The 15,216-nt window shown below is 62.6% G+C and carries 17 protein-coding genes; 9 read left to right on the top strand and 8 right to left on the bottom strand.

Features of this window, described 5'->3' with window-relative positions; all coding sequences use genetic code 11:
- Positions 1-260 precede the first annotated feature (260 nt).
- Positions 261-1,460: a tyrosine--tRNA ligase gene (gene tyrS, locus ACNFBR_RS26375; RefSeq protein WP_416737447.1), complete on the bottom strand. Its 1,200-nt coding sequence runs from the start codon at positions 1,458-1,460 to the stop codon at positions 261-263.
- Positions 1,461-1,673: 213 nt separating this feature from the next.
- Here tyrS and ACNFBR_RS26370 point away from each other — a divergent pair, with 213 nt between their 5' ends.
- Positions 1,674-3,095 carry a peptidoglycan DD-metalloendopeptidase family protein gene (locus tag ACNFBR_RS26370; RefSeq protein ID WP_416737446.1) on the top strand — a complete coding sequence of 474 codons (1,422 nt, stop codon included), beginning with the start codon at positions 1,674-1,676 and terminating at the stop codon, positions 3,093-3,095.
- Positions 3,096-3,098: 3 nt separating this feature from the next.
- Entirely contained in the window at positions 3,099-4,190 is a 1,092-nt protein-coding gene (locus ACNFBR_RS26365; protein ID WP_416737445.1) for an anhydro-N-acetylmuramic acid kinase, read from the top strand.
- A gap of 60 nt (positions 4,191-4,250) precedes the next feature.
- On the opposite strand, the gene erpA is transcribed toward ACNFBR_RS26365, so the two are convergent.
- Together erpA and argC are read right to left on the bottom strand one after the other, a co-directional pair.
- Positions 4,251-4,601: an iron-sulfur cluster insertion protein ErpA gene (gene erpA, locus ACNFBR_RS26360; RefSeq protein ID WP_003255511.1), complete on the bottom strand. Its 351-nt coding sequence runs from the start codon at positions 4,599-4,601 to the stop codon at positions 4,251-4,253.
- A gap of 147 nt (positions 4,602-4,748) precedes the next feature.
- A complete protein-coding gene (argC, locus tag ACNFBR_RS26355) occupies positions 4,749-5,783 on the bottom strand; it encodes an N-acetyl-gamma-glutamyl-phosphate reductase (RefSeq protein ID WP_416737444.1) in 1,035 nt (344 codons plus the stop codon).
- 142 nt (positions 5,784-5,925) lie between these two features.
- Between argC and hemJ the strand changes: the two genes are divergently transcribed.
- The 6 genes from hemJ to ACNFBR_RS26325 all read left to right on the top strand — a co-directional run bounded on the left by hemJ (position 5,926) and on the right by ACNFBR_RS26325 (position 10,352).
- Positions 5,926-6,351: a protoporphyrinogen oxidase HemJ gene (gene hemJ / locus ACNFBR_RS26350; RefSeq protein WP_416737443.1), complete on the top strand. Its 426-nt coding sequence runs from the start codon at positions 5,926-5,928 to the stop codon at positions 6,349-6,351.
- Between the two features lie 28 nt (positions 6,352-6,379).
- Positions 6,380-7,336 (top strand): NAD(P)H-dependent flavin oxidoreductase, encoded by a 957-nt coding sequence (locus tag ACNFBR_RS26345; protein WP_416737442.1) that lies wholly within the window; start codon positions 6,380-6,382, stop codon positions 7,334-7,336.
- 67 nt (positions 7,337-7,403) lie between these two features.
- Positions 7,404-8,186: an SDR family NAD(P)-dependent oxidoreductase gene (locus ACNFBR_RS26340; RefSeq protein WP_416737441.1), complete on the top strand. Its 783-nt coding sequence runs from the start codon at positions 7,404-7,406 to the stop codon at positions 8,184-8,186.
- A 63-nt stretch (positions 8,187-8,249) separates the two neighbouring features.
- Positions 8,250-8,588 (top strand): histidine triad nucleotide-binding protein, encoded by a 339-nt coding sequence (locus ACNFBR_RS26335; protein WP_003255518.1) that lies wholly within the window; start codon positions 8,250-8,252, stop codon positions 8,586-8,588.
- Positions 8,589-8,653: 65 nt separating this feature from the next.
- Complete coding sequence (gene coq7 / locus ACNFBR_RS26330; RefSeq protein WP_416737440.1) at positions 8,654-9,301, top strand: 2-polyprenyl-3-methyl-6-methoxy-1,4-benzoquinone monooxygenase; 648 nt, start codon at positions 8,654-8,656, stop codon at positions 9,299-9,301.
- 10 nt (positions 9,302-9,311) lie between these two features.
- Complete coding sequence (locus ACNFBR_RS26325) at positions 9,312-10,352, top strand: DUF2157 domain-containing protein (RefSeq protein WP_416737439.1); 1,041 nt, start codon at positions 9,312-9,314, stop codon at positions 10,350-10,352.
- A 98-nt stretch (positions 10,353-10,450) separates the two neighbouring features.
- On the opposite strand, the gene ACNFBR_RS26320 is transcribed toward ACNFBR_RS26325, so the two are convergent.
- Positions 10,451-10,873, bottom strand: coding sequence for an OsmC family protein (locus ACNFBR_RS26320; RefSeq protein ID WP_416737438.1), 423 nt, complete (start codon positions 10,871-10,873; stop codon positions 10,451-10,453).
- 191 nt (positions 10,874-11,064) lie between these two features.
- On the opposite strand from ACNFBR_RS26320, the gene crp reads away from it, so the two are divergent.
- Entirely contained in the window at positions 11,065-11,709 is a 645-nt protein-coding gene (crp, locus tag ACNFBR_RS26315; protein WP_012270218.1) for a cAMP-activated global transcriptional regulator CRP, read from the top strand.
- Here crp and ACNFBR_RS26310 read toward each other — a convergent pair.
- The 4 genes from ACNFBR_RS26310 to ACNFBR_RS26295 all read right to left on the bottom strand — a co-directional run bounded on the left by ACNFBR_RS26310 (position 11,706) and on the right by ACNFBR_RS26295 (position 14,997).
- Positions 11,706-12,410 carry a lipoate--protein ligase family protein gene (locus tag ACNFBR_RS26310; protein WP_416737437.1) on the bottom strand — a complete coding sequence of 235 codons (705 nt, stop codon included), beginning with the start codon at positions 12,408-12,410 and terminating at the stop codon, positions 11,706-11,708. The genes crp and ACNFBR_RS26310 overlap by 4 nt on opposite strands.
- Before the next feature lie 104 nt (positions 12,411-12,514).
- A complete protein-coding gene (gene trpC / locus ACNFBR_RS26305) occupies positions 12,515-13,348 on the bottom strand; it encodes an indole-3-glycerol phosphate synthase TrpC (RefSeq protein WP_416737436.1) in 834 nt (277 codons plus the stop codon).
- Entirely contained in the window at positions 13,345-14,394 is a 1,050-nt protein-coding gene (trpD, locus tag ACNFBR_RS26300; RefSeq protein WP_416737435.1) for an anthranilate phosphoribosyltransferase, read from the bottom strand. Before trpD ends, trpC begins: the two co-directional genes overlap by 4 nt.
- Before the next feature lie 9 nt (positions 14,395-14,403).
- On the bottom strand, positions 14,404-14,997 hold the full coding sequence (locus tag ACNFBR_RS26295; RefSeq protein ID WP_039613257.1) for an aminodeoxychorismate/anthranilate synthase component II: 594 nt from the start codon (positions 14,995-14,997) through the stop codon (positions 14,404-14,406).
- Positions 14,998-15,216 lie beyond the last annotated feature (219 nt).

The following is a 15,216-nucleotide window of genomic DNA, read 5'->3' as shown; positions in this document are numbered from 1 at the left end:
AACAAGGCGGTCGCGCGCAAATGGCACAGGCAACACTGGCCCGAAACAAACGTAGGAGCGAGCAAAGCTCGCGATGCGCCGCGCGGGCGGCGCTCGATCTCATAGGCGCCACAACAACAAAGGCAGGCACCTTTCACAACCAATGCCATCCCAAGGCAAGCCCATAGCCACCCCGACACCCACAACAGCAACACCCCCCAAAAACAAAGCGGGGAGGCCTACCGGCCTCCCCGCTTCTATATAGCTACACCACCCGGCAATCACTCCGCCTTCAGGGTAACCCGGCCAAACGACTTCTTCCCCGCCTGGCACACATGAGTAGCGCCAAGGACAAACATGAAGTCCTTGTCGACTACCGCGCCATCAACCTTCACCGCACCGCCACTCAGCAAGTCCCGCGCCTGCGCTGAGTTCTTCACCAGGCCAGCCCGGTTCAACACCGCAGCAATCGGCAGGTCTTCCGACGCAGCCACTTCGATTTCCGGCAGGTCTTCTGGCAGCTCGCCCTCCTTCATACGGTTACCCGCAGCACGGTGAGCATTGGCGGCAGCCTCTTCACCGTGGAAGCGCGCCACGATCTCTTCCGCCAGCTTGATCTTGATATCGCGCGGGTTCGCGCCATTGGCGACATCAACCCGGAACTGCTCGATCTCTTCCATCGAGCGGAAGCTCAGCAGCTCGAAATAGCGCCACATCAAGGTATCCGGGATCGACACCAGCTTGCTGTACATCACCCCTGGCGCCTCCTGGATACCGACATAGTTACCCAGCGACTTGGACATCTTCTTCACGCCATCGAGCCCTTCGAGCAGCGGCATGGTCACGATGTTCTGCGCTTCCTGGCCATAGGCGCGCTGCAGCTCGCGCCCCATCAGCAGGTTGAACTTCTGATCGGTACCACCCAGCTCGACGTCCGCCTTCAGCGCCACCGAATCGTAGCCCTGCACCAGCGGGTAGAGGAACTCGTGGATGGCAATCGGCTGGTTGGTGGTGTAGCGCTTGTCGAAGTCGTCGCGCTCAAGCATGCGCGCCACGGTGTACTGCGACGCCAGGCGAATGAAGTCGGCCGGAGTCAGCTTATCCATCCAGGTGGAGTTGAACGCGACTTCGGTCTTGGCCGGGTCGAGGATCTTGAACACCTGCTGCTTGTAGGTCTCTGCGTTATCCAGCACCTGCTCGCGCGTCAACGGCGGGCGCGTCGCGCTCTTGCCACTGGGGTCGCCGATCATGCCGGTGAAGTCACCTATAAGGAAGATGACCTGATGGCCCAGCTCCTGGAACTGGCGCAGCTTGTTGATCAGCACCGTGTGACCCAGGTGCAGGTCTGGTGCGGTCGGGTCGAAGCCGGCCTTGATACGCAGAGGTTGGCCGCGCTTGAGCTTCTCCACCAGTTCCGACTCGACCAATACTTCTTCCGCACCGCGCTTGATAAGCGCCAGCTGCTCTTCAACCGACTTCATAGACAAACCCGCAAGGCTCAGATTCAGGGGGAGCCAACCATACAAGATCGGCCGTCAATTACAAGTTTCGCAAAGGAATGTGACCCGAACACGGGTTTGCGGCGTCTACGCGCCCTTGCGTGAAAATGGATTTGGTTATATTTTATACAGTTATTTCATCTTCATCATGTCATTCATCTTTTCCATTTCACCTTTTTCAAAGTCACCTTGCCCATGACCAACGAACCGCCTAAAGCGCCCCCGCTTTATCCGAAGAGCCATCTGTTGGCCGCCAGCGGCATCGCCGCCCTGCTCAGCCTGGCTTTGCTGGTATTTCCCTCCAGCGAAGTGGAAGCCAAGAAAACCACCCTCAACCTCGAGCTGGAAAGCCCTGCCGAGCAGTTGAAAGACGAATCTCGCGCAGCGCCCCTGGTGCAAGCCGAAGGTGAGCAAGGCTCGCCTTTCGCCCAAATCGAAGAGACTGCCCCCGAAACCCAGAAAGCCGAACAGCAGCCCCCCGCCGTCGAACCGGTCGCCGAAGCGGCCAAGGCGCCTGGCCACCGCGAAGTCACCGTAGCCCGTGGCGATACACTCTCCACCCTGTTCGCCAAAGTTGGCCTGCCGGCCAATGCTGTGCATGACTTGCTGGCGGCCAACAAGCAGGCCAAGCAGTTCAGCCAGCTCAAGCACGGCCAGGTGCTGCAGTTCGAACTCGACAAGGATGGCCAACTGGCCAGCCTGCACAGCAAGGTCAGCAACCTCGAAACCATTCGCCTGACCAAGACCGCCAAGGGCTACACCTTCAACCGTGAAATCAGCAAGCCAGTGGTGCGTACCGCCTATGCCCACGGCGTCATCAAGAGCTCTCTGTCGGCTTCGGCCCAGCGCGCCGGCCTGTCACACAGCATGACCATGGACATGGCCCGTGTGCTGGGCTACGACATCGACTTCGCCCAGGATATTCGTCCGGGTGACGAGTTCGACGTGGTCTACGAGCAGAAGGTGATGGACGGCAAGGTCGTCGGCACCGGCAACATCCTGTCCGCCCGCTTTACCAACCGCGGTAAAACCTACACCGCCGTGCGCTATACCAACAAGCAGGGCAACAGTACCTACTACACCGCTGACGGCAACAGCCTGCGCAAGGCGTTCATCCGTACCCCGGTCGACTTCGCCCGCATCAGCTCGCGCTTTTCCGCCGGCCGCAAGCACCCGATCCTGAACAAGATCCGCGCCCACAAAGGCGTGGACTACGCAGCCCCGCGCGGCACCCCGATCAAGGCTGCCGGTGACGGCCGTATCGAACTGGCCGGGCGCCGTGGCGGCTACGGCAATACCGTGATCATCCAGCACGGCAACCGCTACAAGACGCTGTACGGCCATATGCAGGGCTTTGCCAAGGGCATCAAGACCGGCAGCACGGTCAAGCAGGGCCAGATCATTGGCTACATCGGCACTACCGGCCTGTCCACCGGCCCGCACCTGCACTACGAGTTCCAGGTCAACGGTGTGCACGTCGACCCGCTGAGCCAGAAGGTACCGATGGCCGACCCGATCGCCAAGAACGAGCGCCAGCGCTTCCTGCAGCAGAGCCAGCCACTGATTGCCCGTATGGATCAGGAAAAGGCCACCCTGCTCGCAGCGAACAAGCGCTAAGCCATGGCGCTCTACCTGGGGGTGATGTCCGGCACCAGCCTCGACGGCCTGGACATCGCCCTGATCAAGCAAGGCGAGCAGCTTGAGCTGCTCGCCACGCATTACCTGCCCATGCCCGGCGATTTGCGCCAGGAGTTGCTTGCCCTGTGCAGCAGCGGCCCCGACGAGATCGCGCGCGCGGCGCTGGCGGAAAACCGCTGGGCCAGCCTGGCGGGCGAAGGTATCCGCCAGTTGCTGGCCCGCCAGGGCCTGCAGGCTGACGCCATCCGCGCCATCGGCAGCCACGGCCAGACCATCCGCCACGAACCGGCACGCGGTTTTACCGTGCAGATCGGCAACCCGGCGCTGCTCGCCGAGCTTACCGGCATCAGTGTGGTCGCCGACTTCCGCCGCCGCGATGTGGCAGCCGGTGGCCAAGGCGCGCCGCTGGTGCCGGCCTTCCACCAAACCCTGTTCAGCCACCTTGGCCAGCGCCTGGCAATTCTGAACGTGGGCGGCTTCAGCAACCTGAGCCTGATCGAACAAGACAAACCGGTCCACGGTTTCGACTGCGGCCCCGGTAACGTGCTGCTGGACGCCTGGATCGAGCGCAAACGTGCTCAGGCCTACGATGCCGATGGTGCCTGGGCAGCCTCTGGGGTGGTACAGGCGGGTCTGCTCAGCGCATTGCTCGCCGACCCGTTCTTCGCCGGCAGCGGCCCGAAGAGCACCGGCCGCGAAGTGTTCAACCTGCCTTGGCTGGATGGCCACCTGGCCCGCCTGCCCACTTACCGCGACGAAGACGTACAGGCGACACTGCTGGAACTGACAGCTCGCAGCATCATCGACTCGCTGAGCAATGCCCAGCAAGGCACCGAAGCGCTGCTGGTATGTGGCGGTGGCGCCCGTAACGGTGCACTGATGACCCGCCTCGGCCAGCTGTTGCCCAAGGCCCGCGTGGCCAGCACTGGTGCCCATGGCGTGGACCCGGACTGGGTCGAAGCCATGGCCTTTGCCTGGCTGGCGCACTGCTGCCTGGAAGGCATCGCCGCCAACCGCCCCAGCGTCACTGCAGCCAAGGGGCTGCGCGTACTGGGCGCGATCTACCCGGCATAACCACTACGCCAGAAAGCAAAACGCCGCGCAATTGCGCGGCGTTTTCGTTTTGGCCAGGCCTTAGATCGAGAACGACGACCCGCAACCACAGGTGGTGGCGGCATTCGGGTTCTTGATCACGAAGCGCGAACCTTCCAGGCCTTCCTGGTAGTCCACTTCGGCGCCGGCCAGGTACTGGAAGCTCATCGGGTCGACCACCAGGGAAACGCCCTCGCGCTCGACGATGGTGTCGTCTTCGGCCACGTCCTCATCGAAGGTGAAGCCGTACTGGAAGCCCGAGCAACCGCCACCGGTCACGAACACCCGCAGTTTCAGACGTTCATTGCCTTCCTCATTGACCAGGTTCTTCACCTTCTGGGCTGCCCCATGGGTAAATTCCAGGCCGGTAGGGGTGAAGGTTTCGACGCTCATGTTGATTCTCCCGGCGCGGTAGCCGCCATAAAACTCGATGACGCGCATTATCCGCTTTCCCGAGAAAATCGGTCAAGAATTGTGCGGCTTTAGTCGCGACATGCAAAAAGGCCCGCACGACGCGGGCCTTTCTCCAACGCTGGCTGCTTACGGCAGCAAGCCGGCATGGGACAGGCCCATGCGTTCATCCAGGCCGAACAGGATGTTGAGGTTCTGTACCGCCTGGCCGGAGGCGCCCTTGACCAGGTTGTCGATGACCGACAGCACCACCACCAGGTCACCGCCTTGCGGGCGATGAACGGCAATGCGACAGACGTTGGCACCGCGCACGCTGCGGGTTTCCGGGTGGCTGCCAGCTGGCATCACGTCGACGAACGGTTCATCGGCGTAGCGCTTTTCAAACAGCGCCTGAAGGTCGACCGAGGTATCGACGACATTCGCGTACAGGGTGGCGTGGATACCACGGATCATCGGCGTCAGGTGCGGCACGAAGGTCAGGCCGATATCCTTGCCCGCGGCCAGGCGCAGGCCCTGGCTGATCTCCGGCAGGTGACGATGGCCCTTGACCGCGTAGGCCTTCATGCTTTCGCCGGCTTCGCAGAACAGCGAGCCCACAGCCGCGCCACGGCCAGCACCGCTGACACCCGACTTGCAGTCGGCGATCAGGCGCGAGGGATCGGCCAGGCCCGCTTCCAGCAGCGGCAGGAAACCCAGCTGGGTAGCGGTCGGGTAGCAACCCGGCACAGCGATCAGGCGCGCTTGGCGGATCTTCTCGCGGTTGACTTCAGGCAAGCCATACACCGCGTCCTTGAGCAATTCTGGCGCGCCGTGCGGCTGACCGTACCACTTGCCCCACTCGACGGCATCCTGCAAGCGGAAGTCAGCCGACAGGTCGATTACCTTGGTGCCTGCCGCCAGCAGCTCACCAGCCAAGGCGTGGGCCACACCATGCGGGGTGGCGAAGAACACCACATCGCAGGCAGCCAGTGTCTTGCTGTCCGGCACACTGAACGCCAGCCCGTCATAGTGCCCGCGCAGGTTCGGGTACATGTCCGCCACCGCCACGCCCGCCTCGGAGCGCGAAGTGATGACCGCCACTTCGGCCTGTGGATGCTGTGCCAGCAGACGCAACAGTTCGACGCCGGTGTAACCCGTGCCGCCGACGATACCGACCTTGATCATAACGCTTGCCCCTTATCAACGAGCCGTCTGGAAAGCGCACGATAATAGGGGCGCAGGGCGCCTGTAACAACTCTTCGGGTGACCCTTCGGGCGCTTGACCACTACTATCTGACGACCGTGATTACCTGAAGGAACTCCCTCCATGCTTTACCTATGGATCAAAGCGCTGCACATCGTCAGCGTGGTCTGCTGGTTCGCCGGCCTGTTCTACCTGCCGCGGCTGTTCGTCTACCACGCCCAGAGCCAGGACAGCGTCAGCCAGGACCGCTTCGTGACCATGGAACGCAAGCTGTACCGCGGCATCATGAACCCGGCAATGATCGCCACCTACGTGTTCGGTGCCTGGATGCTGTACCTCACCCCCGGCTGGCTTAGCCAAGGCTGGCTGCATGCCAAGCTCACCCTGGTGATCCTGCTGACCGGCTACCATCACGTGTGTGGCGCCCAGCGCAAGCGCTTCGCCAGCAACACCAACACCCGCAGCCACGTCTACTATCGCTGGTTCAACGAAGTGCCCGTGCTGTTCCTGCTGGGTATCGTAATTCTGGTGGTGGTCAAACCGTTCTGACATAGCCACCCGCTCAAGGAGCCTTGCCATGTCGTTACCTGCCTCGCTCGAACAACGCCTGCGGCTGCCCGTGGTTGCCGCGCCGATGTTCCTCATCTCCAACCCCCAACTGGTGCTGGCCTGCTGCGCCAGCGGCGTGGTCGGCAGTTTCCCGGCCCTAAATCAGCGCGACAGCGCCGGTTTCAGGGCCTGGCTGGAAGAGATCGAGGCAGGCCTGGCCCAACTGCAGGCACCAGCGCCCTACGCCGTCAACCTGATCGTCCACCCGACCAACCCACGCCTGCAGGCCGACCTGGCCTTGTGCGTGGAACACCGCGTACCGATCGTCATCACCAGCCTGGGCGCGGCAAAGGAAGTGGTCGATGCCGTGCACGGCTACGGTGGCCTGGTGTTCCACGATGTCACCACCCGCCGCCATGCCGAGAAGGCCGCCGCAGCGGGTGTCGATGGCCTGATCGCCGTCGCCGCAGGCGCGGGTGGCCATGCCGGCACCTGGAGCCCGTTCGCCCTGGCTGCGGAAATTCGCCAGTTCTTCGACAAAACCTTGCTACTGGCCGGCTGCATCAACCACGGCCATGAGATCCTGGCCGCGCAACTGCTGGGCGCCGACCTGGCGTACATGGGCACGCGGTTCATCGCCACCGCGCAAAGCCAAGCCCAGGACGCCTACAAACAGATGCTGCTGGATGCCCATGCCGCCGACATCATCCACACGCCAGCGGTCTCCGGCATTCCCGCCAGCTTCCTGCGCCCAAGCCTCGAGCAGGCCGGCTATGACATGAACACCCTGAAGGGGGGCCATGAGCAAGGCAAGCTCAAGCCGATCGATGACGAAGCCAAAGCGTGGAAGACCGTATGGTCAGCGGGCCAGGGGGTCGGCGCAATTCACGACCTGCCCGACGCCTGCGCATTGATCGAACGGCTGCATAGCGAGTACCGGGAAGCCCTGGAACGCTGCCAGGTTTTGCGCGCCCGCACCTTGTAGCAAAAGGCAACACCTTGCTTGGGCAAGCTGTACACTAGGCGCCCTCTTCCGTCCCCAGGAGCCTTGCATGACCCGTTACGCCATGATCACCGGTGCTTCCAGCGGCCTGGGCCTGGCCCTGGCGGAAGCGCTGGCACGGCGCGGGCGCAACCTGATCCTGGTGGCACGCCAGCGGGAAACCCTGGAACCTGTAGCCATCGAGTTGACCCAGCGTTTCGGTGTCGAGGTGCTGTTCCGCGCCTGTGATCTCAGCCAGCCGCTGCGCCTTTCAGGCTTCGTGCTGGAGCTGGAAGAAGGCGAACGGCGCATCGACCTGCTGGTCAACTGCGCGGGTTTACGCACCTACGGGCCGTTCCTGGCCCATGAGTGGGCCGACGAGCAAGACCTGCTGGAAGTCAACGTGCTGGCCCTGAGCCGCCTGTGCCACGCCATCGGTAACCTGATGGCCGTACAGGGTGGCGGGCAGATCCTCAACGTCGCCGGTCTGGCTGGCGTGGCACCCGGCCCGTGGATGGCCGCCTATGCCGCCAGCAAGGCCTACGTGTTGAGCTTTTCCCAAGCCCTGCGCGAGGAGCTCAAGCGCACCGGCATCAAGGTTTCGGTACTGTGCCCCGGCCCAGTGCGCTCGACGCGCCGGCGCATTGCGCGGCTCGATGGCAAGCCGCGCTGCCTCAGCCCCGAGGAAGTGGCGCTGTACACCGTGCGCGCACTGGACAAGAACCGCGCGCTGATCATGCCCGGCCGGCGCAACCGCTGGCTGGCGTTCGCCCCCCGCCTACTGCCGCGCTGGCTGGTGCGCAAGCTGGCCGGGGCCATCCACCGCCGCTATTGCCCAGTTGGCATGGAATAGCCACTGGGCGAGCGGCGCACGGCTGAGTACACTCGGCCCGACCCTCACCATGGAGCAAGTGCTGTGGACGATCTATTCCTCAAAATCATCAACCGGGAAATCCCGGCGGATATCATCTACGAAGACGACCAGATCCTGGCCTTCAAGGACATTGCACCCGCGGCGCCGGTACATTTTCTGGTCATTCCGAAAAAGCACATCCGTACCCTCAATGACCTGACCGAAGAAGACAAGGCCCTGGCTGGCCACATCTTGTTCACCGCCCAGCGCCTGGCTGTCGAGCAAGGCTGCGAGGAAGGTTTCCGCGTGGTCATGAACTGCAACCCGAAAGGCGGCCAAACCGTCTACCACATCCATATGCACGTGCTTGGCCAGCGCCAGATGAACTGGCCACCGGGCTGATCCACGGCAAGCGACCCCGCCGCTATTGCGGTAAACTGTCGGGCACATTCTTGCGGAGGTGCCCGATGGCTACCGAACGTCACTACTCGCCGCTCGACCGCTTGTTGCTGCAGGCCGATACCGCCATGCGCACCTTGCTGCCCTTCAGCGGCCAACCCGCCCGGCCATCGCCGGCCATCATCCAGCCAGACGCCGATCTGGACGAGCAACAGAGCCGCCACATTGCCGGGCTGATGCGTATCAACCACACCGGCGAAGTCTGCGCCCAGGCGCTGTACCAGGGCCAAGCCCTGACCGCCAAGCTGCCCGAAGTGCGCAAGGCCATGGAGCATGCCGCCGAGGAAGAAGTGGACCACCTGGCCTGGTGCGAACAGCGCATTCGCCAGTTGAACAGCCACCCGAGCGTGCTCAACCCCCTGTTCTACGGCATGTCCTTCGGCATCGGCGCACTCGCCGGGCTGGTCAGCGACAAGGTCAGCCTGGGCTTCGTCGCCGCCACCGAGCACCAGGTGTGCAAGCACCTCGACGAACACCTGGAGCAGATCCCGCAGGCAGATGAAAAGTCCCGGGCCATTCTCGAGCAAATGCGCATCGACGAAGAGCAGCACGCCGAGTCCGCACTGGAAGCCGGTGGCTATCGCTTCCCGGCCCCGGTCCGCTTTGGCATGAGCTTGCTGGCCAAGGTCATGACCAAGAGCACCTACCGCATCTGAAGGCATCGCCATGACGGACCGTTTCGACGCCAAGGACCTGGCGCGCGCCGTGCAAGCCGGCATTCTCCAGCCAGGCCAGGACCAGAGCCTGTTGGCATTCCTGCGCCAGCAGCCGGCACCACGCGGCAGCTTTCAGCTGGCCCATGTGGCGTTCTACTTTGGCGCCATGCTGATCATGGCAGCCATGGGCTGGTTGCTCACCCAAGCCTGGATGAGCATCGGTGACGGCGCGCTATTGATCATCGCCAGCCTGTATATCCTGCTGATCACCTTGTTCGCCCTCAACCTGCAGCGCCGCGCCCAGCCAGTCGCCGCCGGGGTGCTGGCGGCTGTCGCGGTCAGCATCGTGCCACTGGCAGTGTTCGCCATCGAACGCCTGGCAGGCTGGTGGCCACTGGACGACGCCCAGGCCAACTACCACCAGTACTACACCTACGTGCAGGGCGGCTGGCTGGCGATGGAAGCCGCCACGGTGCTTGCCGGGCTGTTGATGCTGCGGCTAATCCCCTACCCGTTCGTGGTCATGCCGATAGCCGTGGCCTTGTGGTTCATGTCGATGGACCTGAGCGAGTGGTTCTTCGGCTCGCCGTTCAGCTGGGAGCAACGCCGCCAGGTCTCGCTGTGGTTCGGGCTTGGCTTGCTGGTGGTGTTCCTTGTGATAGATGGCCGCACACGCGAAGACTATGCCCGCTGGGGCTACCTGGCCGGGCTGGCGGCATTCTGGGGCGGGTTGACGCTGCTGGATAGCGGCAGTGAGTTGGGCAAGGCCATGTACTGCCTGGTCAACATTGCACTGATGGGCATGGCGGTGCTGTTACGCCGGCCGGTGTTCATGGTGTTTGGTGCGCTGGGGGTGGCGGCTTACCTGGGCTACCTGTCGTACGAGGTGTTTGCCGAGTCGCTGCTGTTCCCGGTGGTGGTGACCTTGATCGGGCTGGGGGTTATCGGGCTGGGGTTGGTTTATCAGAAACGGCGGGAGCGGTTGAGCCAAGTGTTGCGGGGATGGTTGCCAGGGTGGGTGCGGGCTGCACTGCCAGCGCTTCGGAGCTGAAATTGCCGGGGCTGCTTCGCAGCCCATCGCAGGCAAGCCAGCGCCTACAGGTACGGCGCTGGCCTGCAACGGAGCGAAATAGCCCCAGAACCTCAGTTTCAGGCCAACTCTACGATTTCATACCCATGGGTAATCTCAACCCCGGCACGCTCCAGCATGATCGAAGCCGAGCAGTACTTCTCTGCCGACAGCTCCACCGCACGCTTGACCTGTGCTTCTTTCAGCGCACGCCCTTTCACCACGAAGTTCATGTGAATCTTGGTGAAGACTTTCGGGTCTTCGCTGGCGCGCTCCGCCTCCAGGAAGGCCTCGCAGCTTTCCACCGCCTGGCGCGACTTCTTCAGAATGCTCACCACGTCAAAGCTGCTGCAGCCACCCAGGCCCAGCAGCAGCATTTCCATCGGGCGCACACCCAGGTTGCGACCGCCGGCCTCGGGCGGGCCGTCCATCACGACGACATGGCCGCTCCCCGATTCGCCGAGGAACATTGCTTCACCGGCCCACTGGATACGTGCCTTCATCTACCCGGACTCCTGATTTTCGAAAAAGGGTGTCAGCTTAGACCTTGTGCGCCTGTGGGAAAAGCACGAGACGTGTCGGTTTAATACCGAAACATCCGCTAGTGTCTGATAAGCTGGCGCCAAATGACTGGCGCTTTCCGTCAGCCAACCTCAAAAAAAAGCCTTTGCCTCGTATCGAACAGGATTTCGTGATGGTTGCCTCCGCCCTACCCGCCAAGATCAAGAACATCGACAAACTGCTGGTGCACTGCCAGCGCCGTCGCTACACCGCCAAAAGCAACATCATCTGCGCCGGTGACCGGGCCGAGACACTGTCGTTCATCATCAAGGGTTCGGTCACCATCCTCATCGAGGACGACGACGGCCATGAAATGATCATCGCCTACCTCAACAATGGCGATTTCTTTGGCGAGCTGGGCTTGTTCGAGCCGGTTGAAGGCGAACAGCAGCGCAGTGCCTGGGTACGCGCCAAGACCGAATGCGAAGTGGCCGAAATCAGCTACGAGAAGTTTCGCGAACTGGCGCGCCAGGACCCGGAAATCCTCTACGCCCTGGGCAGCCAAATGGCCCAGCGCCTGCGCAACACTACGCGTAAAGTCGGCGACCTGGCATTTTTTGACGTGACCGGGCGGGTTGCCCGCTGCCTGCTGGAGTTGTGCAAACAGCCCGATGCCATGACCCACCCCGACGGCATGCAGATCAAGATTACCCGTCAGGAAATCGGCCGTATCGTCGGCTGTTCGCGGGAAATGGTCGGCCGCGTCCTCAAGGACCTCGAGGAACGCAGCCTGGTGCAGGTCAAAGGCAAGACCATGGTGGTCTACGGTACCCGCTAGTCCTTGGGCAACTCCGCCAGTACCTTGGCGTAAGCCTGTGAAAGCCGCTCGAACCACGGCGCCGCGGGCGCCACTTCATGCAAGGCAATGTGCGCATCGGCGCGGCAGCGTTGTTCCAGTTCGCAGCACTCGTTGAAGCGGTTGACCGCCGCCACCATCGACTCACGCTCGTTGTCCAGCAGCAGCGCCCCGTGCACCAGCACCACCGGGCGCTTGCCACCCAAGCCCTGGCGCCAGCGCTGGGCTGTGCCCACCAGTTTGCGGCCATTGAGGTTGACGTTGTAGCGGCCATCGCAAAAGGCGCCGTCGATTTCCCCCACCGACGCCACCCCGCCCCACTCGCGCAGTACATCGCACAGCGGCAGGCACAACCGTTCGTAGGCATTTTCGATGCGACCGTGGTCGCCTTCACTGCGCGGGGCGGCATAGACCAGTGCAACGTTCACCGTCGAATGCGACTGCGGCACCGGCTCACCGCCGGTTTCGCGCAACAATACTGGCCAACCGGCAATCGCCAGTTCCGCGCAGGCGGCCTCGAAGTTGTCCAACCGGCTCATGCGCCGAGGCATGACCAGGGCATGGTCGGTCGGGCGCCAGAACAGCACGCCGCTGCCACATTCGCCACGGCAGACGGCGGCCAGCAGTTCCTGCTCGGCGTGTAGCCCTTGTTCGACGGTCAGGGCCAGGGGTTGATCGGTCATTGATCCACCTTTGATATTGTGGTGTCACTGTGGGAGCGGGCGTGCCCGCGAAGAGGCCATTGCAGGCCTACAAAAAAGCCGGCAAAAACGCCGGCTTCGTTTGATCAGTCCAGTGGCTGAACAGTCTTCTTCACCTGCTCGGGGAAGAACAACCGCTGCAACTCCAGGCCAGGCTGCTCCGCTCGCATGAACGCCTCGCCCACCAGGAACGAGTAAACCTCGTTGATCGCCATCAGCTCCACATCGGCCCGGTTGAGAATCCCGCTCTCGGTGATCGCCAGGCGATCACGCGGAATGCGCGGCAGCAGGTCGAGGGTGGTTTCCAGGCTGACCTCGAAGGTGTGCAGGTTGCGGTTGTTCACCCCGACCAGCGGCGTATCCAGGGTTTTCAACGCGCGCTCCAGCTCATCGCCATCGTGCACTTCCACCAGCACGTCCAGGCCGACATCCTTGGCAGTGGCAGCCAGTTCGGCCATTTTCACATCGTCCAACGCCGACACGATCAACAGCACACAGTCCGCACCCAAGGCCCGAGCCTCGACGATCTGATAAGGGTCGACCATGAAGTCCTTGCGGATCACCGGCAACGAAACCGCCGCGCGGGCCTGCTGCAGGTACTTATCGGCCCCCTGGAAATAATCGACGTCGGTCAGCACCGACAGGCAGGTAGCGCCGCCCTTCTCGTAGCTGACAGCGATTTCCGCCGGCACGAAGTGCTCGCGGATCACGCCTTTGCTCGGCGAGGCCTTCTTGATCTCGGCAATGACCGCCGGCTGCTTGCGCTTGGCCTGCTCGATCAACGCGTTGGCAAAGCCGCGTGGGGCATCGGCGGCCTTGGCCAGCCCTTCCAGCTCGGCGAGGCTGACGCGCGCACTGCGCTCGGCCACTTCCTGAAACTTGCGGGCAATGATCCTTTCCAGCACCGTCGGTACACTCATGCTTCGTTCTCCACCTTGAATACCGCTGTAAAGGCACCCAGCTCCTGCAGCTTCTCCCAGGCCAGTCCGGTGTGCAGGACGTCGTGGGCCAGTTCGACACCTTGTGCCAGGGTCATTGCATGATCGGCGGCATACAGCGCCGCGCCCGCGTTGAGCACAATCATTTCCGCAGCCTTCTGACCATTTTCGGTCTTGCGCCGGCCCAGCGCATCACGGATCAGCTCCAGCGAGGCCTGTGGGTTCTCGACTGCCAAGCCATGCAGGCTCTGGCTTTTCATGCCGAGGTCTTCCGGCTCGACCCAGTATTCGCTGATCTGGTCATTCTTCAGTTCGGCGACGAACGTCGGTGCGGCCAGGCTGAACTCGTCCAGGCCATCCTTCGAGTGCACCACCAGCACATGTTTGCTGCCCAGGCGCTGCAGCACCTCGGCCAGCGGGCGGCACAGCGCCTGGCTGAATACGCCAACCACCTGGTGCTTCACACCGGCCGGATTCGTAAGCGGGCCAAGCATGTTGAACAAGGTACGCAACCCCAGATCACGACGCGGGCCAGCGGCATGCTTCATGGCGGAGTGATGGCTCTGGGCGAACATGAAACCGATACCGAGGCTGTCGATGCAGCGCGCAACCTGCGTTGGCGTCAGGTTCAGATAGATGCCTGCGGCTTCCAGCAGGTCGGCACTGCCGCTCTTGCCAGATACCGCGCGGTTACCGTGCTTGGCAACCGTGCAGCCCGCCGCCGCCAGGACGAACGCGGAGGCAGTGGACACGTTGAAGATATTGGCGCCATCACCGCCGGTGCCGACAATGTCGACTACGCCATCGAGGCTTTTCAGTTCAACCTTGTCGGCCAGCTCGCGCATCACCGACACCGCCCCGACAATCTCGTCGATGCTTTCGCTTTTCATGCGCATGCCCATCAGGAAGGCGCCGATCTGCGCCTCGCTGCATTGGCCGGTCATGATCTGGCGCATGACGTCGCGCATTTCTTCGGTGGAGAGGTCCAGGTGGCCGACGATACGGCTCAACGCGCTCTTGATGTCCATCTTCGATCCTTAGCGGCGGCCGCCGGTCTGCTTGAGGAAGTTGGCGAACAGTTCGTGGCCCTGCTCGGTCAGGATCGACTCGGGGTGGAACTGCACCCCTTCGATATTCAGCGTTTTGTGGCGCAGGCCCATGATCTCATCGACCGAGCCGTCCGCATGGGCGGTCCAGGCGGTCACTTCCAGGCAGTCGGGCAAGGTTTCGCGCTTTACCACCAACGAGTGGTAACGGGTCACGGTCAGCGGGTTGTTAAGGCCGGCAAACACGCCAAGGTCGCGGTGATGGACCGGGCTGGTCTTGCCGTGCATGACCTGCCGTGCGCGAACCACGTCACCGCCAAAGGCCTGGCCGATGGACTGATGGCCCAGGCACACACCGAGGATTGGCAACTTGCCGGCAAAATGCAGGATGGCTTCGATGGACACACCTGCCTCGCTCGGCGTGCACGGGCCTGGGGAAACGACGATGCGCTCAGGGTTGAGGGCCTCGATTTGGGCGATGGTCATTTCGTCATTGCGAATGACCTTGACCTCGGCACCCAGCTCGCCAAGGTACTGAACGACGTTGTAAGTGAATGAGTCGTAATTGTCGATCATCAGTAACATGGTGTTAAACCTCTTGAATCTACTGACTTCAGAATTCGAACCTTCCAGCACCAGCCACAGGCGCGGCTTTGCCACAACGGGCGGTAAACGGGAAGGCAAACGGGGGCGGGCCGGGCAGGCCGGCAGGAGATAAAGTCAGGCGCGCCAACGCCAACGGGCGTGGGCCTTGATTACGCGCATCAAGAGTTTGCTGACGATCAACACAGGATAGGTCTCGCT

The sequence above is a fragment of the Pseudomonas sp. NY11955 genome, from assembly GCF_048068035.1.
Taxonomy (GTDB): Bacteria; Pseudomonadota; Gammaproteobacteria; order Pseudomonadales; family Pseudomonadaceae; genus Aquipseudomonas.
Note: the sequence above shows the minus strand (reverse complement) of the source record. Positions and strands in the feature narration are given on the sequence as shown.

What these genes read in the sequence shown, in the direction of transcription:
- erpA (WP_003255511.1), bottom strand. Translation starts at nt 4,601, where the DNA reads ATGAGCGTCGAAACCTTCACCCCTACCGGCCTGGAATTTACCCATGGG.
- trpC (WP_416737436.1), bottom strand. Translation starts at nt 13,348, where the DNA reads ATGAGTGTACCGACGGTGCTGGAAAGGATCATTGCCCGCAAGTTTCAG.
- ACNFBR_RS26325 (WP_416737439.1), top strand. Translation starts at nt 9,312, where the DNA reads ATGACGGACCGTTTCGACGCCAAGGACCTGGCGCGCGCCGTGCAAGCC.
- coq7 (WP_416737440.1), top strand. Translation starts at nt 8,654, where the DNA reads ATGGCTACCGAACGTCACTACTCGCCGCTCGACCGCTTGTTGCTGCAG.
- crp (WP_012270218.1), top strand. Translation starts at nt 11,065, where the DNA reads ATGGTTGCCTCCGCCCTACCCGCCAAGATCAAGAACATCGACAAACTG.
- tyrS (WP_416737447.1), bottom strand. Translation starts at nt 1,460, where the DNA reads ATGAAGTCGGTTGAAGAGCAGCTGGCGCTTATCAAGCGCGGTGCGGAA.
- trpD (WP_416737435.1), bottom strand. Translation starts at nt 14,394, where the DNA reads ATGGACATCAAGAGCGCGTTGAGCCGTATCGTCGGCCACCTGGACCTC.
- ACNFBR_RS26310 (WP_416737437.1), bottom strand. Translation starts at nt 12,410, where the DNA reads ATGACCGATCAACCCCTGGCCCTGACCGTCGAACAAGGGCTACACGCC.
- ACNFBR_RS26365 (WP_416737445.1), top strand. Translation starts at nt 3,099, where the DNA reads ATGGCGCTCTACCTGGGGGTGATGTCCGGCACCAGCCTCGACGGCCTG.
- ACNFBR_RS26370 (WP_416737446.1), top strand. Translation starts at nt 1,674, where the DNA reads ATGACCAACGAACCGCCTAAAGCGCCCCCGCTTTATCCGAAGAGCCAT.
- ACNFBR_RS26320 (WP_416737438.1), bottom strand. Translation starts at nt 10,873, where the DNA reads ATGAAGGCACGTATCCAGTGGGCCGGTGAAGCAATGTTCCTCGGCGAA.
- ACNFBR_RS26345 (WP_416737442.1), top strand. Translation starts at nt 6,380, where the DNA reads ATGTCGTTACCTGCCTCGCTCGAACAACGCCTGCGGCTGCCCGTGGTT.
- ACNFBR_RS26340 (WP_416737441.1), top strand. Translation starts at nt 7,404, where the DNA reads ATGACCCGTTACGCCATGATCACCGGTGCTTCCAGCGGCCTGGGCCTG.
- hemJ (WP_416737443.1), top strand. Translation starts at nt 5,926, where the DNA reads ATGCTTTACCTATGGATCAAAGCGCTGCACATCGTCAGCGTGGTCTGC.
- argC (WP_416737444.1), bottom strand. Translation starts at nt 5,783, where the DNA reads ATGATCAAGGTCGGTATCGTCGGCGGCACGGGTTACACCGGCGTCGAA.
- ACNFBR_RS26295 (WP_039613257.1), bottom strand. Translation starts at nt 14,997, where the DNA reads ATGTTACTGATGATCGACAATTACGACTCATTCACTTACAACGTCGTT.